23 protein-coding genes are annotated in these 22,958 nt (G+C 34.8%); 11 read left to right on the forward strand and 12 right to left on the reverse strand.

From position 1 onward, the window contains the following. Positions 1 to 3: 3 nt before the first annotated feature. The 5 genes from DR980_RS01930 to DR980_RS01950 are packed head-to-tail and all read right to left on the reverse strand — an operon-like array spanning position 4 to position 4,596. On the reverse strand, positions 4 to 1,323 hold the full coding sequence (locus tag DR980_RS01930; protein WP_113633559.1) for an O-antigen translocase: 1,320 nt from the start codon (positions 1,321 to 1,323) through the stop codon (positions 4 to 6). Then, on the reverse strand, positions 1,323 to 1,892 hold the full coding sequence (locus tag DR980_RS01935; RefSeq protein WP_113633560.1) for an acyltransferase: 570 nt from the start codon (positions 1,890 to 1,892) through the stop codon (positions 1,323 to 1,325). Before DR980_RS01935 ends, DR980_RS01930 begins: the two co-directional genes overlap by 1 nt. After that, complete coding sequence (locus tag DR980_RS01940) at positions 1,893 to 3,011, reverse strand: DegT/DnrJ/EryC1/StrS family aminotransferase (protein ID WP_113633561.1); 1,119 nt, start codon at positions 3,009 to 3,011, stop codon at positions 1,893 to 1,895. Then, complete coding sequence (locus DR980_RS01945) at positions 3,008 to 3,958, reverse strand: FemAB family protein (protein ID WP_113633562.1); 951 nt, start codon at positions 3,956 to 3,958, stop codon at positions 3,008 to 3,010. The genes DR980_RS01940 and DR980_RS01945 overlap by 4 nt, the downstream gene beginning before the upstream one ends. A gap of 35 nt (positions 3,959 to 3,993) precedes the next feature. Beyond that, positions 3,994 to 4,596 carry a trimeric intracellular cation channel family protein gene (locus tag DR980_RS01950; protein ID WP_113633563.1) on the reverse strand — a complete coding sequence of 201 codons (603 nt, stop codon included), beginning with the start codon at positions 4,594 to 4,596 and terminating at the stop codon, positions 3,994 to 3,996. A gap of 162 nt (positions 4,597 to 4,758) precedes the next feature. On the opposite strand from DR980_RS01950, the gene DR980_RS01955 reads away from it, so the two are divergent. From DR980_RS01955 to DR980_RS01985, 7 genes are all read left to right on the forward strand, one after another. Then, a complete protein-coding gene (locus DR980_RS01955; RefSeq protein WP_113633645.1) occupies positions 4,759 to 5,544 on the forward strand; it encodes a TrmH family RNA methyltransferase in 786 nt (261 codons plus the stop codon). 69 nt (positions 5,545 to 5,613) lie between these two features. Further along, positions 5,614 to 7,161 carry a serine hydrolase gene (locus DR980_RS01960; protein ID WP_113633564.1) on the forward strand — a complete coding sequence of 516 codons (1,548 nt, stop codon included), beginning with the start codon at positions 5,614 to 5,616 and terminating at the stop codon, positions 7,159 to 7,161. 100 nt (positions 7,162 to 7,261) lie between these two features. Next, positions 7,262 to 9,484, forward strand: coding sequence for a RelA/SpoT family protein (locus DR980_RS01965; protein WP_113633646.1), 2,223 nt, complete (start codon positions 7,262 to 7,264; stop codon positions 9,482 to 9,484). A 121-nt stretch (positions 9,485 to 9,605) separates the two neighbouring features. After that, positions 9,606 to 10,088 (forward strand): Fur family transcriptional regulator, encoded by a 483-nt coding sequence (locus tag DR980_RS01970; RefSeq protein ID WP_113633565.1) that lies wholly within the window; start codon positions 9,606 to 9,608, stop codon positions 10,086 to 10,088. A 31-nt stretch (positions 10,089 to 10,119) separates the two neighbouring features. Further along, positions 10,120 to 11,391: an adenylosuccinate synthase gene (locus DR980_RS01975; protein WP_113633566.1), complete on the forward strand. Its 1,272-nt coding sequence runs from the start codon at positions 10,120 to 10,122 to the stop codon at positions 11,389 to 11,391. A 139-nt stretch (positions 11,392 to 11,530) separates the two neighbouring features. Further along, positions 11,531 to 12,112, forward strand: a complete 582-nt coding sequence (gene nudK, locus DR980_RS01980) for a GDP-mannose pyrophosphatase NudK (protein WP_113633567.1) — start codon at positions 11,531 to 11,533, stop codon at positions 12,110 to 12,112. After that, complete coding sequence (locus DR980_RS01985) at positions 12,112 to 12,993, forward strand: DMT family transporter (protein ID WP_113633568.1); 882 nt, start codon at positions 12,112 to 12,114, stop codon at positions 12,991 to 12,993. Before nudK ends, DR980_RS01985 begins: the two co-directional genes overlap by 1 nt. 84 nt (positions 12,994 to 13,077) lie before the next feature. Here the strand turns inward: DR980_RS01985 and DR980_RS01990 are convergent, their stop codons facing one another. The 3 genes from DR980_RS01990 to DR980_RS02000 all read right to left on the reverse strand — a co-directional run bounded on the left by DR980_RS01990 (position 13,078) and on the right by DR980_RS02000 (position 16,147). Then, positions 13,078 to 13,716 carry a peroxiredoxin gene (locus DR980_RS01990; protein WP_113633569.1) on the reverse strand — a complete coding sequence of 213 codons (639 nt, stop codon included), beginning with the start codon at positions 13,714 to 13,716 and terminating at the stop codon, positions 13,078 to 13,080. Positions 13,717 to 13,972: 256 nt separating this feature from the next. Continuing rightward, positions 13,973 to 15,184, reverse strand: a complete 1,212-nt coding sequence (locus tag DR980_RS01995; protein WP_113633570.1) for an MFS transporter — start codon at positions 15,182 to 15,184, stop codon at positions 13,973 to 13,975. Between the two features lie 51 nt (positions 15,185 to 15,235). Continuing rightward, a complete protein-coding gene (locus DR980_RS02000; RefSeq protein WP_113633571.1) occupies positions 15,236 to 16,147 on the reverse strand; it encodes an AEC family transporter in 912 nt (303 codons plus the stop codon). Positions 16,148 to 16,313: 166 nt separating this feature from the next. On the opposite strand from DR980_RS02000, the gene meaB reads away from it, so the two are divergent. Beyond that, positions 16,314 to 17,405 carry a methylmalonyl Co-A mutase-associated GTPase MeaB gene (gene meaB / locus DR980_RS02005; protein WP_394335929.1) on the forward strand — a complete coding sequence of 364 codons (1,092 nt, stop codon included), beginning with the start codon at positions 16,314 to 16,316 and terminating at the stop codon, positions 17,403 to 17,405. Position 17,406: 1 nt separating this feature from the next. Here the strand turns inward: meaB and DR980_RS02010 are convergent, their stop codons facing one another. From DR980_RS02010 to DR980_RS02020, 3 genes are read right to left on the reverse strand one after another with little or no spacing between them, the layout of a single operon-like run. Then, positions 17,407 to 17,640 (reverse strand): hypothetical protein, encoded by a 234-nt coding sequence (locus DR980_RS02010; RefSeq protein WP_113633573.1) that lies wholly within the window; start codon positions 17,638 to 17,640, stop codon positions 17,407 to 17,409. A gap of 32 nt (positions 17,641 to 17,672) precedes the next feature. Beyond that, positions 17,673 to 17,900, reverse strand: coding sequence for a hypothetical protein (locus tag DR980_RS02015; protein WP_113633574.1), 228 nt, complete (start codon positions 17,898 to 17,900; stop codon positions 17,673 to 17,675). A gap of 28 nt (positions 17,901 to 17,928) precedes the next feature. Next, a complete protein-coding gene (locus tag DR980_RS02020) occupies positions 17,929 to 19,311 on the reverse strand; it encodes an MATE family efflux transporter (protein ID WP_113633575.1) in 1,383 nt (460 codons plus the stop codon). 270 nt (positions 19,312 to 19,581) lie between these two features. On the opposite strand from DR980_RS02020, the gene DR980_RS02025 reads away from it, so the two are divergent. Next, positions 19,582 to 20,115, forward strand: coding sequence for a hypothetical protein (locus DR980_RS02025; RefSeq protein ID WP_244199238.1), 534 nt, complete (start codon positions 19,582 to 19,584; stop codon positions 20,113 to 20,115). 51 nt (positions 20,116 to 20,166) lie between these two features. On the opposite strand, the gene DR980_RS02030 is transcribed toward DR980_RS02025, so the two are convergent. Continuing rightward, the gene (locus DR980_RS02030) at positions 20,167 to 21,045 is read right to left on the reverse strand and encodes a PPK2 family polyphosphate kinase (RefSeq protein WP_113633576.1); all 879 of its coding nucleotides are present in this window, start codon (positions 21,043 to 21,045) and stop codon (positions 20,167 to 20,169) included. 173 nt (positions 21,046 to 21,218) lie between these two features. Here DR980_RS02030 and DR980_RS02035 point away from each other — a divergent pair, with 173 nt between their 5' ends. Together DR980_RS02035 and DR980_RS02040 are read left to right on the forward strand one after the other, a co-directional pair. Next, positions 21,219 to 22,055 carry a DUF6929 family protein gene (locus tag DR980_RS02035; RefSeq protein ID WP_113633577.1) on the forward strand — a complete coding sequence of 279 codons (837 nt, stop codon included), beginning with the start codon at positions 21,219 to 21,221 and terminating at the stop codon, positions 22,053 to 22,055. A gap of 128 nt (positions 22,056 to 22,183) precedes the next feature. Beyond that, complete coding sequence (locus DR980_RS02040; RefSeq protein ID WP_113633578.1) at positions 22,184 to 22,900, forward strand: 3-ketoacyl-ACP reductase; 717 nt, start codon at positions 22,184 to 22,186, stop codon at positions 22,898 to 22,900. Positions 22,901 to 22,958 lie beyond the last annotated feature (58 nt).

Below are 22,958 nucleotides of genomic sequence, written 5' to 3' on the forward strand. Positions count from 1 at the left end.
CAATCATAAATGTGTTTTATTTTTTGTGTCTATATATCTTGTTTCGACTATGGAACTCCAAAACAACTTCCTAAACATCCATAAAATCAAGATAAACAAAATTAAATTTGCACAAAAATAAGCCTGCAAAGCTCCTTCGAATGAAAAAAGTGGCACTAAATAAAAACACAGTAAAAGATACGATGCATTAAAAACTATTTCAAGAATAAAATATTTTTTAATATGGGCTTTGACTACGATTTGATAGCCAAACGCTAATGTCATTATCCTTAAAAAGTCACCCAAAAGCTGCCAAATCAGCACTTCATTCACTTTTGAAAACGCTGCAGTAAAAGCCATATCCAATATAATTCCTTTCAAGAAAAAAACTGCTATCAACGCCGTTAAAAATAGCGGAACGAAAACTTTAAAATAGGACTTCAACTCCACTTTAAAAGCTTCATCTGTAGTCAACGAAGCTAATTTTGGCATGTAGTATAAAGACAATCCTGAACTAAAAATCAACATGTAAAAACTGGAAAATTTATTGGTCGCATCCCAAATTCCCGCTTCTTGAATAGAGTGCGTTTCAATTATGAAATTCCGGATAAGCATTAATGTTGCAGGAGCAATTACGGCGCTTAACAATGCCATCGAAGAAAATTTCTTGATAACATTTAGGTATTTCTTTTTTAAAATTTTTCGAAAACTGAATGTAAAATAATAGCTTTTATCTTTTAAAACAAATGCAAAAGTCACTAATACCATCAGTAATTCACCTAAAACAACGGCTAGTAATCCTCCGTTTATTGCTTTGTTGACTATTAAAAAAGCGGTGAAACCAAAAATTAGCACATTAGAAATAATTTGGAGAATCACAATTTTTTTATACTTTTCTAAGGCGTTATAAATTGCCATCCAAAACGTATTGATAACGATTAAAGGTAATAGCAATCCAAAAAAACGAATATGATTCGCAAACGAATTGGTGAAAAATAAAAATTCGGAAATACTATTGGCAAATACTAAAATAAACAAAGCCAATACGGTTGAAACTATCAAGAAAAACCAAAAAAAAGTAGCGTAAATGACTCCTAATTCTTCCTTATCATCTTTATTTTCAACGAATAATTTTATAAAAGAATTGTTTATACCTAAAGTCGCTACGGACTTCATCATTGCCGTAAAATTCCTGAAACTCCCTAACAATGCCATTCCAGAAGTTCCTAAATAAATAGATACAATTTTAGTAGCAAAAATTCCCAAAACAAAACTCACCGCTACCGAAATGGAATTAAAAGATACTACTTTTAAAAGTACATTTTGTTTTAGAGATTTTAACATTATAAATTTCTTATGACTTTAGCTGGATTTCCTGCGGCAAATACATTCGCAGGAATATCTTTTGTCACAATTGAACCACTTCCAATAACTGAATTTTCTCCAATTGTCACGCCTTTTAAAATTGTTGAATTATAATATATGGCAACATTTTTTTTAATAGTAATTTCAGCAGTTTTAGGAATTCCTGTCATTCTTTCTTGGGCACTTAAATCATGCCCGTCACTATCAATAATAAAACAATTAATTCCAATCATAACCTTATCTTCGATTGTAACTTTCGATTTTGCATAAATTGAGACTCCATTACTAAAAACTACATTATCACCAATTATAACTTCACTTTCATGATCCATTGACAAAATATAATTGTAATTAGAATAGTAACATGAAGATTCTACGACGCCATTTTGAAAATTTTTACCAAATTGTACCTTCCCATTTCCCTTTAAAAGTAAGGGAAAATATAAGTTAGGTTTTCCCGAAACTCTTTTACAATCGGAAAGAAATTTATATTTTTTGATTCGTAAAGTAACAAAGCAAAATTGTTTTATTCTACTGATTATTCCCATTTAATATTGATTTAAAATTGCAATAATAAAACCCACTTCATCATCTTTCAAAACTGGACTTATAGGCAAACTCAACACTTCATCATGAATTTTTTGAGTAATAGGAAACGACAAATGATTCCAGTCAGATAATGCTTTTTGATTATGCGGCGGAACTGGATAATGTATTACCGTTTGGACTCCATTCCTATCTAAATAGTCTTGTAAATCCAATCTGTTTTGGGTTCGAATGACAAACAAATGAAAAACATGATTAGATTGCTTCGTTCCTCGCAATGACACTGTTGGGAGCGTTATTTTGTCGTTTTTAATTTCAGACAAATAGCGTTTGGCAATTGTTCTTCGCTTTTCATTTTCAGCATCTAAAAACGGTAATTTCACGTTCAAAAAAGCTGCTTGCAGTTCATCTAATCTTGAATTTACACCAACATAATCATTGTAATATTTGGTTTCCGAACCATAATTCCGAAGCGATTGAATCACTTTGGCTAATTCCAAATCATTTGTGGTAACCGCACCAGCATCACCTAATGTTCCTAAATTTTTTCCCGGATAAAAACTAAATGCTTGGGTTTTGGGTTCTAGGTTCTGGGTGTAAGAACTTTCGTCTTCAAAGGAAGCGCCGTGAGCCTGAGCCGAATCTTCAACAACCAGTAAATTATTTGCCATAGCAATTTTGTTTATTCTCTCCATTTCTGCCAATTGTCCATAAAGATGAACTACCAGAATCGCTTTGGTTTTTGAGGTAATCTTTTGAGAAATTAAATCAGGGTTGATGTTGTAGGTTTCCAACTTTGGCTCGACCAAAACAGGAATTAAATCTGCTTGTAAAATAGCGAGAATACAGGCAATATAGGTGTTCGCAGGAACAATAACTTCGTCGCCTTTTTGCAATTTCCCTAACTGAATATAACCTTTGAAAATCAAAACTAAAGCATCAAAACCATTTCCAACACCCACACAATATTTAGTGCCGCAATAATTGGCAAAATTGGTTTCGAATTCCTTGACTTCATTCCCTAAAATATACCAACCGATATCTAAAACCACTTTCAATTTTTCTTGAAAAGCAGTTTCATACGGTTCGTTTATCTTTTTTAAATCAAGAAATGGTATCATATCAGATTCATTTTATAAAAATCCTGACTATAAACAGAACATCCTAATTCTTCTTTTTGTTTCAAAAGTCCAGCGTGATATCCTTTTTCATTGTCCTCATTTACGATTCCCATATCAAAAAAAAGTTTGCCTTCGCGCTTATATTTTTGAATCAAATTAATGAATAAAAAATCCAACGCACGCAACTCTTCCCCTTTCTTAGTAGTAGCACCATATTGCGATTTGACAACGGTTTCTGTTTCGAATACTGTAATGCCTGCAATAATAACGTCCTCAAAATACACTGAAAATTGCTTGATATTATTCGGAAATTTTTCTTTTAATGTAGTAATTTCTTGTAAAGTATGTACGGGTTTGGCATCATACTTTTCTAATAATCTTGGCTCTAAAACCAATCCCCAAAATGATTCCAAATGCTGTTCTTCGACCATTTCTAAATCGAGTTCTTCGATTTTCCTGAAATGCTTTAATTTACTTTTTGAAATTGTCAAAGGCATCGCTAAATTGATACCCAAATTCATTTCTTTTTTATCCAAAAACGCTCCTTTTTTAAGCATGAAAAATTCCATTTCAGCATTGCCTTTTGAAGTATAGAATAAAGGAATGGGTTTAAAACAGAATGATTTCACCTCATTTTCTTTAAAAAAGAACACAAGAGAATCCAAAATGTTTTCTACTTTTTCTCCGTTCAATTTAGGGGAATAAACCAATCCGCCATAGGTTAAACCTTGATGCGAATAAACGATGTCTCCAACTCTATTTGCCGGCAAAACAGCAATTAGTTTTTCGTCTTCAAAAACCATCAACGAAAAATCCTCGAATCGATCTTTGTGGTATTCCATAAAATCTCGGTGAAATAAAAAAGTAGCATTTTTGGCCTGACCAATAAAGGTATTCCAATTTGCATAATCACTTTCCCGATATGGTTTGACAGAATAATTTTTCACCGTTAAATTTTAGACTCCGTGAAAGTAATCAATTTTTATTTATGTTCTAAAGTAGGCAAATACCATTTGAATTTCACGGCCATTAAACGAACTGATATAATAACAATTGAAGTAGTTAAATATAAAATATCATTATCTAAATTCAGTTTTCGAAGCAGAAAAAAGACAATCCCGCCCAAAATACAAATCGTAGCATAAATTTCTCTTCTGAAAATAACGGGGATTTCAGTACACAAAATATCTCGGATAACACCTCCAAAACAGGCCGTCATGGTTCCTAAAGCAATACAAATAACAGGATGAAGTCCAATATTGATTCCTTTTTCAAGACCAATCAATGTAAAAACACCCAAGCCAATCGTATCAAATAAAAACAAGGAAGTTCGTAATCTGTCGAATTTTTTTCGAAAAAGGATTGCCAAAACAAACCCGATGATGATCACATAAACGTATTTTAAATCCAGCATCCACCCTACAGGAGTTCGTCCAATCATAATGTCCCGCAGGGTTCCGCCGCCAACCGCAGTTACAAATGCAATGATAAAAACCCCAAAAGGATCGAGTTTTTTACTCATGGCCGTCAATGCGCCTGACATGGCAAAAGCCATCGTACCGATGATGTCTAATAAATGAAACATTTAGATTGGGATTTTGACAAAAATAAAGAAAATACTCGTGAAAACAGCTAGAAATGCCTACAATTAATGAATCAATAACTTCCAAATAAATATTCTAATCGGATTAGAAAACTGGATTTTCTCTATGTATCTTTGTTGCTACTAATTAAATAGTTGAAAGTCTTGAAACAAATCACTTCGATACAAAACCCATATATCAAATCTTTAGTGCAATTGCAGGAAAAAGCGAAAGCCCGCAAGCAAACAGGTACTTTTTTAATGGAGGGAAAACGCGAAATTTCGATTGCCATCAAAGGTGGTTACGAAATGGAAACGCTACTATTTTTACCTGAAATTTGTTCAGAAACGGATGCCAGAGCATTATCCAAAAATGCGGAGCTGATTGAAATCAACAAAGAAGTCTATCAAAAACTGGCGTATCGTGATACCACTGAAGGAATTTTGGCTGTAGCCAAAACCAAATCGATGCAATTAGCCGATTTGAAATTATCTAAAAACCCTTTGATTCTTGTTGCTGAAGCACCCGAAAAACCAGGAAATATCGGTGCTTTGCTTCGTACCGCCGATGCGGCTAATCTGGATGCGGTGATTATTGCCAATCCAAAAAGCGATTTATACAATCCAAATATTGTGCGTTCCAGCGTGGGCTGTTTATTTACCAATCAAATTGCAACTGGAACCACATCAGAAATTATTGCTTTTTTGAAAGAAAGAAAAATCAACTTTTATTGTGCGACTTTACAAAACTCCACCTCCTATCACACGCAGGATTACACGACTCCAACGGCATTAGTCGTAGGAACGGAAGCCACCGGATTGACGGAAGAATGGAGAAAAGAAGCGACCCAAAATATTATTATTCCGATGCAAGGCGAAATCGATTCTATGAATGTCTCGGTTGCCGCAGCCATCTTAATTTTTGAAGCTAAAAGGCAAAGAGGGTTTTAGATTTGAGATTGCAGATTTAAAATCAAATACCAATAAGAATTTACCCATTTTATTAAATACAGAAATAACATGAAAAATAAATTATTCGTTGCAATAGCATTACTTTCAACCACATTTTCTTTCGCACAAATTAGTCCGATTCAAGTGGATGAATTAGTCGATCGCACCTTAAAAACATTCAACGTTCCTGGAATTGCAGTGGCAATAGTCAAAGACGGAAAGATTATTCATGCGAAAGGATATGGTGTAAAATCAATTTTGACTAATGAAAAAGTAGATGCGAATACGCTTTTTGGAATTGCATCCAACAGTAAAGCGTTTACAAGCGCTGCTTTGGCAATGTTAGTGGATGAAGGAAAAGTAAAATGGGACGATAAAGTCATCAAATACCTTCCTAATTTCAAGATGTACAATGACTATGTAACGAATGAATTTACGATTCGCGATTTATTGACCCATAGAAGTGGATTGGGTCTTGGCGCTGGAGATTTAATGATTTGGCCTGACGGAAGTAATTTCACAGCACAAGATATTATTCAGAATTTACAGTATTTAAAACCGGTTTCGGCATTTAGAACGCAATATGATTATGACAATTTGCTCTATATCGTTGCTGGAGAAGTCATTCATGTAGCAAGTGGTTTTAGTTGGTGTGATTTTGTGGAAGAACGTATGATGAAACCTTTAGAAATGAATCATAGCGCATCTTCTTTTTTACGTTTAAAAGACACTACAAACATTATTGCGCCGCACGTTCCTATTGACGGTAAACTAAAAGTAATCAAACGTTACCAAAACCAACTTTTTGATGCGGCAGCCGGTATTTACTCCAGTGTAAATGATTTGAGTAAATGGACCATTATGCAAATGAACAACGGACAATATGGCGCTGATAACAAGCAATTATTTTCTAAGAAAGAGCATGCAGAAATGTGGCAATTACAAACCATAATTCCTGCGGCCACAAGACCTCCTTACAATACTCATTTCAGTGGTTATGGATTGGGCTGGTTCTTAAGCGACGTAAAAGGATACAAACAAGTAACGCACACTGGCGGATTAGAAGGAATTGTTACGCAAGTCACGCTTTTACCGGAACTGAATCTGGGAATTATTGTATTGACCAATCAACAATCAGGAGCGGCATTCAGAGCAATTACCAATACTATAAAAGACAGTTATTTAGGCATCCAATCCGAGGATTATGTCACTAATTATAGTGCGAGTTTAAAGGAAAACGAAGCCTCTGCTGACAAAGTAACCGATGAAGTTTGGGCAACCGTAGCCAATAATAAAAAAGACAAAATCAAAATTGATTTCAAAAGCTTTACAGGAACATACAAAGACAATTGGTTTGGTGAAGTCGTACTTTCAGAGAAGAAAGGGCGCTTGTATTTTGCTTCAAAACGTTCTCCACAACTTACCGGTGAAGTTTTTTTCTACAAAGACACTAATTATGTGGTGAAATGGGACAATGCCTATTTTCATGCTGATGCCCATTTATTTTTTGAATGTGATACCTCTGGAAAAGCCGTGCGATTAACAATGAAACCTATTTCTGACTTAACTGATTTTAGTTATGATTTTCAGGACTTAGATTTTAGTAAAGTGCAATAATCAAGTTGAATGTCACATTTGTTATTTCCATCCAGAAACCCTTTTTTTACTTGCACATCTCCCAACTAATTTCTATTTTTAGAAAATGAACCATGCCGCTATGACAGAAATTGATATAGAAAAAGAAAATAAAGCAATTGCTCAAGAATACAAAGAATTACTTCGTATTAGCTACCAAACGTTAAGTGATGAAGATAAAAAACTCATCCGAAAAGCATTTGACGTTTCTGTAGAAGCACATAAAGAACAACGACGAAAATCCGGCGAAGCCTATATTTTTCATCCTATTGCTGTCGCAAAAATTGTTGCTTCAGAAATAGGTTTGGGAGCAACATCTATTGCAGCTGCATTACTGCATGATGTTGTCGAAGATACACCCACGACTGTTCAGGATATCGAACGTTTGTTTAATCCAAAAGTGGCTCAAATCGTTGAAGGATTAACAAAAATATCATTGGTACAAAAAGATCTGAATGTTTCCATGCAAGCAGAGAATTTCCGTAAAATGATATTGACGTTGAACGATGATGTACGCGTAATTCTGATTAAACTAGCCGATCGTTTGCACAACATGCAAACAATGGATTCGATGCAAGAGGACAAACAAACCAAAATTGCATCGGAAACCTTATATATTTATGCTCCATTAGCGCATAGATTGGGCTTGTATAACATTAAAACCAAACTGGAAGACTTAGGTTTAAAATACACGGAACCTGCTGTTTACAATGATATCGTCAGTAAAATAAAAGAAACCAAAGAAGAGCAAGATGCTTATATTGCAGATATTTCTAATGTCCTGAAAGCCTCTTTAGATGCCGAAGGAGTTGAATATATCATAAAAGGACGTCCAAAATCTATTTATTCTATTCGAAGAAAAATGCAGGCACAAAACGTAAGTTTTGATGAAGTGTATGATAAATTTGCGTTGCGCATTGTATACAAAGCGACTCCACATGAAGAGAAATTCGTTGCTTGGAAAATATATTCAATCGTAACAGATCATTACAGACCGAGTCCAAGTCGTTTGCGAGATTGGATTTCGTCCCCAAAATCTACCGGTTATGAAGCCTTGCACATTACAGTAATGGGACCAAAAGGGCGATGGGTTGAAGTACAAGTTCGAAGCGAACGTATGGATGAAATTGCCGAAAAAGGATATGCCGCACATTACAAATACAAGAACGGGGCTACCGAAGAAAGTGGTCTGGATGTATGGTTAAATTTACTAAAAGAAGCTTTAGAAAATTCCGAAACAAATGCGGTAGATTTCGTGGAAGATTTCAAGATGAATTTATATTCCAAAGAAATCTTTGTTTTTACTCCAAAAGGAGAAATAAAATCATTGCCTAAAGGCGCCACTTCTCTGGATTTTGCATTCAGCATTCACTCTGAAATAGGAATTCGAACCAGAGGAACGCGTGTCAATGGAAAATTAGTTCCTTTGAATTTCGAATTAAAAAGTGGGGATCAAATAGAAGTTATTACTTCACAACATCAAAAACCAACCATTAACTGGCTGGATTATGTGACGACCTCGAGAGCTAAAACAAAAATTAAAAACGTTCTAAACGAAAACACCAAGAAAATTGGTGAAGAAGGAAAAGAACTGCTCACCAGAAAATTAAAGCATTTAAAAATAACGTTGAGCGAACAAGTTATTAACGAATTAGTCAACTTTTTCAAATTAAAAACAAGCCTGGACTTATTCTACAGAGTTGGAATTGGAGCTATTGAAAACCAACAGCTCAAGGATTACGCTGCGCAAAAGAGCAATACTTTCATTAATTTTTTCAAAAATAAAATGAAACGCTCTCCAAGCAACACTTCGGATGAGGATATTCACAAACCAGTCATAAGCAGTAATTATGACATGCTCGTTTTTGGGAAAGAACACGACAAGCTGGATTATAAATTATCGCCTTGCTGCAATCCAATTCCTGGAGATGACGTTTTTGGATTTGTAACAATCAATGAAGGTATAAAAGTGCATAAAAAAGATTGTCCAAACGCCATTGGCATGCAATCAAACTATGCATACCGAATCATGTCAGCAAAATGGATTGATTCATCTCAAGAGGAATTTAAAGCCATCATAAACATTACCGGAATGGATGTTCTGGGGCTTACCAACCAATTGACAAAAGTGATTTCGAATAATATGCATGTGAATATACAGAGTATTTCTTTGAGCACCGATGCAGGTATTTTTCATGGTCAGGTAGCTGTCATTGTTCAAAACAATACGATATTGAAAAAGATGATTAATAACATCAAAAAAATTGATGGAATCGATAAGGTAACACGAGAGTATAAAACATAGAAAAGTGGTATTGTTTATTGGAGTCCGTCTTTCGGATTTTTAAACGCAAACGGAATAAACTTGAAACTAAACAAACCGGAAACTTTAAACTTTAAACTAAAAAAATTATCTTTGCCAGCATATGACACTCATTTCCACAGACAACAACAAAAACCAAGAAATTGTAAAAAATGTTTTTACAATGTACCTTGAAAAAAAAGGACATCGCAAAACCCCTGAACGTTATGCTATCCTTCAGGAAATTTACGATAGCGAAGAACATTTTGATGTAGAAAACCTCTATATCAAAATGAAAAACAAAAACTATCGTGTGAGTCGGGCCACCCTTTACAATACGATTGAATTATTATTGGACTGTGCTTTAGTGCGCAAACACCAGTTTGGACAAAACCAGGCACATTACGAAAAATCATACTTTGACAAGCAGCATGATCATATTATCATGACGGATACTGGCGAAGTAATCGAGTTTTGTGATCCCCGAATTCAAAGTATCAAAAAAACAATTGAAGAAATATTCGATATAGATATTACCAACCATTCGTTATATCTGTATGGAACTAAGAAACTAAAGAACAACTTGGACGAAGAAAATCGTTCATAAACATAAAAACTAACTACAAATAACATTCAGAATGACGGTAGATTTATTACTAGGGTTACAATGGGGAGACGAAGGAAAAGGAAAAATTGTTGATGTTTTAACTTCAAAATATGACATTATCGCTCGTTTTCAAGGAGGTCCAAATGCAGGACACACTTTGGAATTTGACGGAATAAAACATGTTCTAAGAACAATTCCCTCCGGTATTTTTCATAAAACTGCTGTAAACATTATTGGAAACGGAGTTGTGATTGATCCTGTAGTTTTTCAAAAAGAAATCGAAGGTCTTGAAAAATTTAATTTAGACATCAAAAGCAAATTAATCATTTCAAGAAAAGCGCATTTAATTTTACCAACGCACCGTTTATTAGACGCCGCTTCTGAAGCTTCTAAAGGGAAAGCAAAAATTGGTTCTACATTAAAAGGAATTGGCCCAACATATATGGACAAAACCGGAAGAAACGGACTTCGTGTAGGTGATATTGAATTAGAAGATTTTGCAGATCGTTACAGAGCTTTGGCTGATAAGCATGAAGCAATGATAAAATTCTACGATGTTGCTATCCAATATAATCTAGAAGAATTAGAAAAAGAATTTTTTGAAGCCATCGAAGAACTAAAAAAATTAGATTTTATTGACAGCGAAGAATATTTGCACCAAGCTCAAAAAGCAGGTAAATCAATATTATGTGAAGGTGCTCAAGGTTCATTATTAGATGTTGATTTTGGAACGTATCCATTTGTAACTTCATCAAATACTACTGCTGCTGGTGCTTGTACCGGTTTAGGGATTGCTCCAAATAAAATCAAGGAAGTATACGGGATTTTCAAAGCGTATGTAACACGCGTTGGAAGTGGTCCGTTCCCTACTGAACTTTTTGACGAAGATGGTGCTACTATGGCACGTGTAGGAAATGAATTTGGTTCTGTAACCGGAAGACAAAGACGTTGTGGCTGGTTAGACTTAGTAGCGCTTAAATATGCTGTTCAGGTTAATGGTGTAACGCAATTGATGATGATGAAAGGTGATGTCCTTTCAGGATTTGAAACCTTGAAAGTATGTACAGAATACAATTATAAAGGAGAGAAAATTTCTCATTTCCCTTATAACATCGAACCAGAAAATGTAACTCCAGTATATCAGGATTTTAAAGGTTGGAAACAAGATTTAACAGGTATGACAACGTATGATGAATTACCGACAGAGTTGAAAGAATACATTGCATTCATTGAAAAAGAAGTGGAAGTTCCTATCAAAATAGTTTCTGTAGGTCCAGACAGAAAGCAAACTATTCTAAAATAAGATTACCACACGTCCCGATAAATCGGGACGTTTTTTTTTCCTCTCCCCAACCCTCTCCAAAGGAAAGGGAGTCGAGACTGGATTATTTTTTACTAATAATTTTCTACCTAAACAGAAAAAAAATACTTTCAATACATCCATGAAAAATCCAAGTATCAAAATACAAAAAACAGAATTGCTATCTGACAATTGGTATATCTTAAACAAAGTAACTTTTGACTATCAAAAAAAAGACGACTCTTGGATTACCCAAAAAAGAGAAGTTTATGATAGAGGAAACGGAGCTGCCATTTTACTTTATAATACAAAGCAAAAAACAGTTATTCTAACGCGTCAGTTTCGCTTGCCAACCTACCTTAACGGAAATGAAACCGGAATGATGATTGAGGTTTGCGCCGGACTTTTGGATGCAGACAATCCCGAGCAATGCATCATTCGAGAAACCGAAGAAGAAACAGGATACCGCATTACTAAAGTCAAAAAGGTGATGGAAACCTATATGTCTCCCGGTGCGGTAACTGAAATTTTATATTTATTTGTTGGTGAATATGATGAATCCATGAAAGTAAGCGACGGTGGCGGAGTAGCACATGAAGAAGAAAATATTGATGTAATGGAAATGTCTTTTGACGAAGCATATGCTATGATTGAATCTGGTAAAATGCAAGACGCAAAGACGATTATGTTGTTACAATATGCAAAAATTCATAATTTGGTTTAATGAGCAATACGAGTAAAGGAGTTTTATTTGCCTTATTTGCTACCTTGCTATGGTCCGTAAATATGGTAATTGCCAGTGGCATAAAAGGTCACATTCCTCCTGTTGGATTGGCTTTTTGGCGCTGGACGGTTGCTTGTATTGTTTTGGCTCCATTTGCTATAAAAAGCACTTATGAAAATTTCAAAATCGTAAAGAAACACATTCGATATCTTACGCTTACGGCAGTATTGGGCATCACTATTTTTAATACGCTGATTTACTTTGCAGGAAAAACAACGAGTGCAGTCAACTTATCGTTAATCGCCATTTCGATTCCGTTATTTATTGTTGTCCTCTCCAGAATTATTTTTAAAGAGAAAGTGTCTAATATAAAAATAGCGGGAATTGTAACCATAATCACAGGAGTTCTAGTGCTTATTTCCAAAGGTTCATTAGAAGCATTACTCCATATCAACTTTACCATTGGAGATTTACTAATGCTTGTAGCTTGCTTCTTTTTTGCTTATTACACGATATTAGTGCGACAAAAACCAGATGAATTAACACCTAAAGTATTCTTGTTTAGTGTTTTCGTAATTGGTACAATTTTACTGTTCCCTTTTTATATGTATGAACACGTTTATTATAAAAAAGTTATTTTTGACACTAAAACAGTCTTGGTAACCACATACGTTGGCGTTTGCGCTTCCTTAATTTCATTTTATTTATGGAACGAAGCCATTCGGTTAATTGGGACGTCAAAAACAGCCTTGATTTATTATTTGATTCCGGTATTCAGTGGAATTCTGGCGTATTTTTTTCTTAACCAAGCCATTTTACTAACCCAAATCATAAGTATGGGAATCATTATTTCCGGGTTATTAATTACCAACAAAAAGTAAAACATTAAACTTTTGACAAAACAAAAAAACAGAATTAAAATAAATTAATTCTGCTTTTTTGTTTAAAAGATATACTGAAAATTACTATTTATTGGGCTGTGGTGTCATTCTTAAATAGGGCTTTACTCTTTCGTATCCTTTGGGAAATTTAGCAGCAATATCTTCGTCCTTAACCGAGGTCGAGATTACCACTTTATCACCATCCTTCCAGTTTGCCGGCGTTGCTACGCTGTATTTTGCTGTCAATTGCAAACTATCAATTACACGCAATAATTCATCGAAATTTCTACCTGTTGATGCAGGATATGTTAGCGTTAATTTTATTTTCTTGTCAGGTGCAATTATAAAAACCGAACGAACCGTGAAACTCTCACTCGCATTGGGATGAATCATATCATATAATTCAGCAATATGCTTGTCTTCATCGGCAATTATTGGGAAATTTACAGTTGTATTTTGAGTTTCATTGATGTCTTTAATCCACTCCATATGCGAATCTACACCATCAACACTCAATGCGATTACTTTTACATTTCGTTTTTCAAATTCAGGATAATAATTCGCAACAGTTCCTAGCTCAGTGGTGCAAACAGGTGTGAAATCAGCCGGATGGGAGAAAAGAACTCCCCAAGAATCACCTAACCATTCATGAAATTTTATTTTTCCTTGTGACGTTTCTGCTTCAAAATCAGGAGCAATATCGCCTAATCGTAATGTTGCCATAGTAATTTAATTTATTGATTAGTAACACTGTAAGGTATTGAAATAAAAGCAATAAAGCAGAAATCTAATCTTAAAATTGTACTAATGTTTATGGAAAACAGAAAGCAATACTTCTAAAAAATGTCATTAGGGAACCAAATGCCCTAGCCCTGATCGCAACGGCATCTCCCGATTTAGAAAAACAAGGCTTTTTCAGCCGTAGTTTTTATTAATCTGGAATACAGTGCAGAGCAGGAAACAGCTCCTAAAAGAAGTGTTATTTTTTCTTTAAATTGGGTAAAAAGAGGGCTATAATCCCTATCAGAGGCAAATAGGCACAAAGATAATACACGTACGTTATGCTGGTGTGATCTGCAAGATTCCCCAATAAAGCGGAACCCAAACCACCCATTCCAAAGGCAAAACCATAGAAAAGACCAGAAACCATTCCGAGTTTTTTAGGCAATAATTCTTGCGCATAAACCAAGATAGCTGGAAATGCAGAGGAAATTATGATTCCAATTACAACTGACAAAACGCCTGTCCAAAACAAATCGACATACGGCAACAATAAAGTGAAAGGCGCTGCTCCCAAGACAGAAAACCAAATCACGTATTTTCTTCCAAATTTATCGCCTATCGGTCCGCCAATTAACGTTCCAATAGCACAAGAAGCCAAAAACAAAACCAAATGAAATTGCGCTTCCTGAACCGATAATCCAAATTTTTCGATTAAATAAAAGGTGAAATAACTGGACATACTGGCCATGTAAAAGAATTTTGAAAATATCAAAACCAGCAAAATTCCCACCGAAATTACAATCTTCTTTTGGGACAAATTGGGCAAATCGATTACCTTTTTCTTTGCACTTCTTAAACTTAAATGGTTTTGGTACCAAAGCGCAATTCTACTTAAAACAATCAATCCGATGATGGCAACAACCACAAACCAAATGATATAATATTGTGAATTTGGAACTACAATTAAGGCAACTAATAAAGGTCCGATTGCAGTTCCGGCGTTCCCTCCCAACTGAAAAATGGATTGTGCCAAACCTCGCTTTCCACCTGATGCCAAAAAGGAGATTCGGGAAGCTTCAGGATGAAAAATAGAAGAACCAATTCCGACTAAAACCACCGAAATTATAATCATTTCAAAACTGGAAGCGTACGACAAACATACAATTCCGGATAAAGTAAACAGCATTCCAAAAATTTGAGAAAAAGGCTTTGGTCTTTTATCGGTATACAAACCAACCAAAGGCTGCAATATAGAGGCCGCCAATTGATACGCCAAAGTGATTAATCCGATTTGTGTAAACGTTAAATTGAAATTTTCTTTTAAAATAGGATATGCCGCCGGAATTACTGACTGCAATAAATCATTCAATAAATGGGCAAATGCAATCGAAAATAGAATGGAATAAACTGTTTGCTGCGCAATAGGAGTTGTTTCTGATTTAGAAACAGTATCAAGAGATGCATTCATGTTTTATAAAACTTTATTACTAATTATTGGTTCAGATTTAGGCTTTAAAAATTAAACATACTGAACCACAAAATACCAAAACAACAAGGTGATAAACGATAATGGAATTCCAAAACCAATCATCATACTACTTAAACGGGGTTTTAAACCATGTGTGGACGCTAAAATACAAGCCGTTATCATAGGCGCCATTGCTGACTCCATTATAGCAACTTGAATAACTTTAGAATGCTGTTGCAAAATTAAGACATACAACACGTAAATGAGAGCCGGAGTTAATATTAATTTATACAAAAGTCCGAGTCCTAAAAATTTCCAATGCTGGCTTTTACGTTCAAAACGTAGTTGCAAACCAACAGAAAGTAAAGCCAAAGGTGTTACTCCACTTCCCAATTTTTGGAATAAAAGCTGTAAGTATTCATGGAAATCGACATTAAAAACATTCATCAAACAGGCAATCAAAAAAGTTATAAATGGCGGAAAGAGTAGAATTTTTTTAGCGATTTGAAAACCATTCGGATTACCACTGGAATATAAAGTTGCCACTAGAATTCCCAAGGTAGAAAGTACCACAAAAGAACCGGGTTGATCGACTAAAATAGCCGTTTTCAAACCTTCTTCTCCATATAATGCTTCAATTATTGGGAAACCTAAAAAGGAAGTATTACCTAAGCCAGCCGTTAAAATTAAACAACCAATAAGCTTTTTAGACCAACCGAATTTGGCACCTAAAAAACTAAAAAGCAAATAGGAAACAACAAAACCAATCCAAGCAACTCCAATTGGGAACAGCAATTCATTGCTCCATTTTATTTTTGGGATATAATATAAAGCCAGCGCTGGAAGACAAATGTAAATAACAATCTTGTTTAACAGCTTGTAAATACTTACAGGAAAACCCTTTATATTTTGGAATACAATGCCTAGGAATAAAAAAACAAAGATTAGGATGAAGTTGGTCATAATACCGCAAAGATATTGACTAATGAGAAATAAAATGATTTCAAAAAAATAAAATTTGTGATATATCCTTCGTAAAAGAGGAACCATCTAAATGAAATGACATTTTAAGAGAATGACCGTCTATTCAAGATAGTTTTTATTATTTTTACTATTCTAAAAAATAGTTTTGCCAAATAAAAAACACCATCCAAGCGCTTTAAACGAAAAACCCGGAATTTCTGCTCCAGAAATTATCAGCGCCGTTGCTGTTGGGAATATTCAGCAATTTAGAAAAATTCAACCTTCGGCAAAAGAACTTTTTGAAGGAATTTTGAATGAAAATATTACTGCGCTGAGCCGTGCGATTACTTTAGTCGAAAGCACGAATGTCAATCATTTGGCTAAAGCCAATGAAGTAATTAATGCTTGTTTGCCTTATGCCAATAAATCCGTCAGAATAGGAATTACAGGCGTTCCTGGCGTTGGAAAAAGCACCTTCATTGAAGCTTTCGGAAAATACTTGACTGGTTTAGGAAAAAAAGTAGCCGTACTTGCCGTTGATCCCAGCAGCACGATTTCACATGGAAGTATTTTGGGTGATAAAACTCGAATGGAAGAATTGGTCAAAGATAAAAATGCTTTTATACGACCATCAGCTTCGGGGGAAACATTAGGTGGTGTAGCGAGAAAAACCCGAGAAACCATTACGCTTTGTGAGGCTGCCGGTTTTGATACCATCATCATAGAAACCGTTGGCGTAGGCCAAAGTGAAACCGCCGTTCACAGCATGGTTGATTTTTTTCTTTTATTAAAAATTTCTGGTGCGGGCGATGAATTGCAAGGTATCAAACGCGGAATCATGGAAATGGCGGATGCTATTGTCATCAACAAAGCGGATGGTGATAATATTAAAAGAGCTCATCTTGCTAAACTGGAATTCAATAGAGCCTTGCATCTTTTTCCTGCCAAAAAATCAGGTTGGACTCCAACAACTGCTGCCTGCAGCGCTATTACCCATGAAGGAATACCTGATGTTTGGGAAACCATTCAGAAATTTCTGGAACTGACAAAAGGGAATAATTATTTTTTTGAAAAACGAAAAGAACAAAATCAATATTGGATGTTGGAAACCATCAACGAGCAGTTGAAAACTAATTTTTACAACAATCCAGAAATTCAAAAATCACTAGATTCAACTAAAAAAGCGGTACAAAATGATGAAATTTCACCCTTTGCAGCCGCTCAAAAATTATTGGAAAAATATTTCAAAAAAGACTAATCTATTCTGTTCTTCTTTTTCCTTCTAAATAAGTTTGGTATCCATACTTTAACATTAAAACACCAAGAGCAATCTTACCAAATTTACCAATAATATATCCTACAATATGTCCAGAATTATAGGCTTCACTTGCGTTTACATTTGATTTAATTTCAAACGGAAAAAAGTTAAAAACCCCTTTAATTATAAGTATTGTACCAAAAACAAACATAGAATACATAAATACATTTTTCATTTGAATATAAATTTGGTAAGACAAAAATTTAACTACTCCTCGTAAAGTTTGATTTCTCGATCATAAAACTCATTGGCAAGAACTATTAAACCTTCCATTTCTGAATTTAATTCTGCCTCGTCTAGATCTTCCGCTTCTTCCATAAACTCTACTTCATCATCTTTTAAATTGATGATAAATCTCGGGTAATCAAGGTGTATGATGAAAATATCTTCGGGAAAATCAGTATTATCGCCTAGTAAAAATTTTGGTAATTCCATGAATTTAATATTTAAGTAATTTATTATTTTATTTATTCTCGTTTTGCATCACCAACTTTCTTGTCAATCTCGCAAAGCGAATATACAAAAATAAAGCGGCAGCTGTTAATCCAGCTAAAAGTCCGATCCAGATTCCTACAGCTTTCAGTTCTGTGTATTTTCCTAAATAATAGGAAATAGGAAAACCAATAACCCAATACGCCACAAAGGTAATGTACATCGGGATTTTCACATCTTGCAAACCACGTAATGCTCCTAAAACCACAACTTGAATTCCATCCGATATTTGAAAAATAGCCGCAATCAATAGTAGTTTTGAAGTGATTAGGATGATTTCTTCGTTATCCAACATTTGAGTCGAATCGCTCATATTCAAGAATAGATGCGGTAAAAAATTATGGAATACCACAAAGATTATCGCAAAGAAAGTTTCTAGAATAATCGCCAATAGAAAAATAGATCTTGCCACAACAATCAAGTTTTTATAATCGTTCATTCCTTTGGTATGACTCACTCGGATCATTGCGGTAACACTTAAACCCATTGCAACCATAAAAGTGGAGGATGCCAAAATAAGTGCAATCTGATTGGCTGCCTGACTATTTTTTCCCAAGGAGCCAGAAAGCCAAATGGCAGCGGTAAACAACGTTACTTCAAACAACATTTGCATTGCTGAAGGCAAACCAAGATTGATGATTTTTTTCAAAATTGACTTGCGGATTTCTTTGAAACTGAAATTCTTGAAATATTTTTTCAATGCTGAGTTTCGTTTCATAAGATAATGCATGAAAACCACCATCATTATTCTGGACAGAACCGTTCCCAATGCAGCTCCGAGAATTCCTAATTTTGGAAAAATCCAAATTCCGTAAATCAAAACATAATTAAAAAAGATATGGACCACATTTGCCATGAAAATAGCATACATAGAATATTTAGTTTTAGCTAAACCATCCGCAAATTGTTTGTAACCCTGATACATAATCACAGGAATCAATGAAAACGCCACCCAGTCAATATAGGGAGCGGCCATGTCAGCCACTTCTTTGGGTTGGTGCATCATGTACATAATTTGTTTGGAAAGTACTGTCAATATAAATAATGCAACTCCTAAAACGGTGCATAAAAGTAATCCGTGGTGAAAAGTAGTCCGAATTTTTTGATCGTCTTTTTCTGCATCAGCCTCAGCAACTAATGGTGTTATTGCCGTAGAAAAGCCTATTCCTAAAGACAATGCAATAAATATAAAGCTATTTCCCAGCGAAACCGCAGCCAACTCAGTAGACCCTAACTTGCCTACCATGAAATTATCAACTATACCTATTAGTGTATGTCCTAACATTCCTAAAACTACAGGATACGCTAATTTAATGTTATAAGAAAACTCTTTGAAGTATTTTGATAAATTCACTTTCTGTCTTTTTTGGGGCAAATATAATTAGAAGCTTTCAATAGTATCGATAGTATTTCATTTATAACAGCTGTTTTTTTTTGGATGTTCAACAAAACAAGGAATTCTATAACAAAACAACTTAATTCTATAACTTTTAAAAAACTTGGAGTCTTACTTTTGCACCGTTGTTTTCAGCCAAACAAAACCCTTAAAAACAACAAAATATTAAAAAATACAATTATGAAAATCGCAGGAAAAATTAAATTCGCACTAGCACTTACAATCTCAATGATGTTCGCTAGCAATGTAGAAGCTCAAGAAACAAACAAAGCAACAAATTACGATCAAGGATTTCGTTTAGGATTTGGTGCAAATGCTGGTTATTCAGTAAATGACCCATACAAATTAGCACTTGGAGCAGATGTAAGAGGACAATATGATTTATCAAAAAGATACTCTTTGACGTTGACTACAGGTTACACTAATTTATTTGTAAGCAAAGCTGATGGGTTTCCTGGTCAAACAGAAGGAAAAGATTTAGGTATTATTCCAGCTAAAGCAGGTTTTAAAGCTTTCGTATGGAATGACCAATTTTACCTAATGGGAGAAGCTGGTGCAGCATTTGCAACAAGTAATGTAGAAAACACCAGAGATAAAACTTCTTTATTGTTATCTCCAAGTATAGGTTATGCTACTAAATACATAGATATTTCATTGAACTATACTCACTACAATCATTTTGATCGTTTAAACAACAACGGTTCTGTAGGTAGAGGAGTTGGACAAGTTGGTGTACGTTTAGCTTATGGTTTCAAACTATAATCCACAAATAATTCCATAAAAAATGCGCTGAAATTCAGCGCATTTTTTTGTTTATTCTTTTTTCAGCATTTCTTTATACATCTCAAAATTAGCTTTTACTTTTTCATCTAATTGCGGTTCCTTTATATCAGTTCGTTTTTGCATTTCTTCCCAAATAATTTTAGCAACTACATAACGTGCCATTTCCTTATCATCAGCAGGAATAATATACCAGGGCGCATTTTCAGTAGCCGTTTTATTAATTGCTTCCTCATAATACTGCATGTATTCATCCCAATGCTCGCGCTCTTTCAAATCTCCAGGCGAAAACTTCCAGTGATGCTCTACTTCTTCTAATCGTCGCAGCAAGCGCTTGCGTTGCTCTTCCTTACTCATGTGAAAGTAAAACTTCAAAACAATAGTTCCGTTTTGTGTAATATGCTTTTCGAAATTATTAATTTGATCCAATCGATCTTGCCAAAACTGTGGCGTCACATCTTCTACTTTTTCAATTCCCGGCAAATTTTCATTCAAAATATATTCCGGATGCACCCGTGTTACCAAAACATTCTCATAATGTGTTCTGTTAAAAACTGCGAATTTCCCTTTTTCTGGCAAAGCCAAATAATGTCTCCACAAGTAATCGTGTTCCAGTTCCGTTGAATTGGGTGTTTTAAAACTATGCACCTCAACACCTCGCGGATTAAATTCCTTGAAAACTTCCCGAATCAGGCTATCCTTCCCAGAAGTATCCATCCCTTGCAAACAAATCAAAACGCCGTATCGATTGTGCGCGTACATCACATCCTGCAACTCGCTCAATTTCGCCTGAACCTTATCGAGTTTCTCCTCTTTGGCGTCATCACTGGCGCCATTAAACAAATTCGTTGGAATTTTGGCCAATTCAATTTTGCCAATCACTTTAAAATCATCGGGATTTATAGACTTCATAAGAAATATTTTATCTTTGTAAACTCAAATATAACAAATTATAAGGATTAATCCTGATGAATTTCAGGAGCATTTTCCAGCTATCCGTTGCAATCTTTTATTATTTTAAAGAAAAATAATAAAAGGATTTTCACTTTTATCTGGGCTAGGCACTCGTTTTAAAAACAAATACAATGGAAAAATTCACACTCGAATTATTATTTCAAATCATAGGTATTGGTTCCGCATCAGGACTTATTTACAAAGACAATTCCCTACTGATTATTGGTGACAACAGCGGTTTTCTTTACCAATACCAAATGGATTCTAAAAATTTAAAACGCCATCCATTACTAGAAAACCCAACAGAGAACACACTCAAAAAAGACAAAGCAGATTTTGAAGCCATAACCCATTTTGGAGACAGCTTGTATGTTTTTGGTTCCGGTTCCACCGAGAAAAGAAACAAAATGATACAAGTCAATTCTACTGATAAAAAGATAATCGCCACAAATGACCTCAGCGATTTGTATGCCGTCATGCAAAATTTTGGAGCAATAAAACCAGCAGATTTCAACCTCGAAGGCGCCATCTATAATGGCGAAAGTTGGTTTTTATTAAATCGTGGCAACGGAAGTTCCAATAAAAATGTCCTTTTCACCATCGAAGGAAAAAATCTGACTAACGACTTTGCTATTCTATCAAACGAATACAAACTCCCTAAAATAAAAGGAGTGCGCAGTAGTTTTACCGATGCGATTTTAGTCGGTGACAGTATTTATTTTTTAGCCACAGCCGAAGATACCGAATCTACATATGATGATGGCGAAGTTTTAGGAAGTCTTATTGGAAGCATCAACCTGAAAACTATGAAAATCGATTTCACTCAAAAAATTAGCAGCACCCATAAATTCGAAGGATTGACTTTGTACGCAAATTCAAAAGAAAAAATCGAGTTCCTACTTTGTGAAGACAAGGACACCGAAGTTTTAGAAACGGATATTTACAAATTGACTTTAGACAAAAAATAATGCTCATTTCAGTCAAAATAAAAGAACGTTAAATTTAGATTAAATAGAAAATCAAAATAGATTTCAACTGTAAAACGTACTACTTTTACAGTAAACTAAGCCTTTATTGGCATAAAATAATATACAAAATGACAGATTTAAAAAATAAAAATGCCCTAATCACCGGCGCAGGGAAAGGAATTGGAAAAGCAATCGCTTTGGCCTTAGCCAAAGAAGGAGTAAATGTAATTTTGGTAGCACGTACGCAAGAAGAAATAGACAGTGTAGCTGCAAAAGTGCGCTCTTTAAGAGTGAAAGCATTGGCAATAACCGCTGATGTTGCTGATATAAATTCGGTAAACACTGCTGTTGAAAAAGCTTTAGCCGAATTTGGAACCATTGATATTTTAATTAATAATGCCGGAATAGCCGCTTTTGGAAAATTCTTAGAATTAGAACCGACCGATTGGGAACGCATCATTCAGGTAAACTTAATGGGAACGTATTATGTGACACGCGCCGTTTTGCCAAATATGATTGAAAGACAAACAGGTGATATCATCAATATTTCTTCAACAGCAGGATTAAGCGGAAATGCGTTAACAAGTGCCTATAGCGCTTCAAAATTTGCTGTTTTAGGATTAACGGAATCATTAATGCAGGAAGTTCGCAAACATAATATTCGTGTAACAGCATTAACGCCAAGTACTGTTGCAACTGACATGGCCAAAGAATTAAAATTGACTGACGGAAATCCAGAAACCGTAATGCAGGCAGAAGATATGGCAGAATTAATCATCGCGCAACTGAAACTAAACCGACGCGTTTTTATTAAAAACAGTAGTATTTGGTCTACGAATCCTTAAAATTTTCAACCATGTAAGTCATATAAGTTTTTAAAACCATTAAGGGATTAAGAAAATT

Source organism: Flavobacterium psychrolimnae (assembly GCF_003312425.1).
GTDB classification, from domain to species: Bacteria; Bacteroidota; Bacteroidia; order Flavobacteriales; family Flavobacteriaceae; genus Flavobacterium; species Flavobacterium psychrolimnae.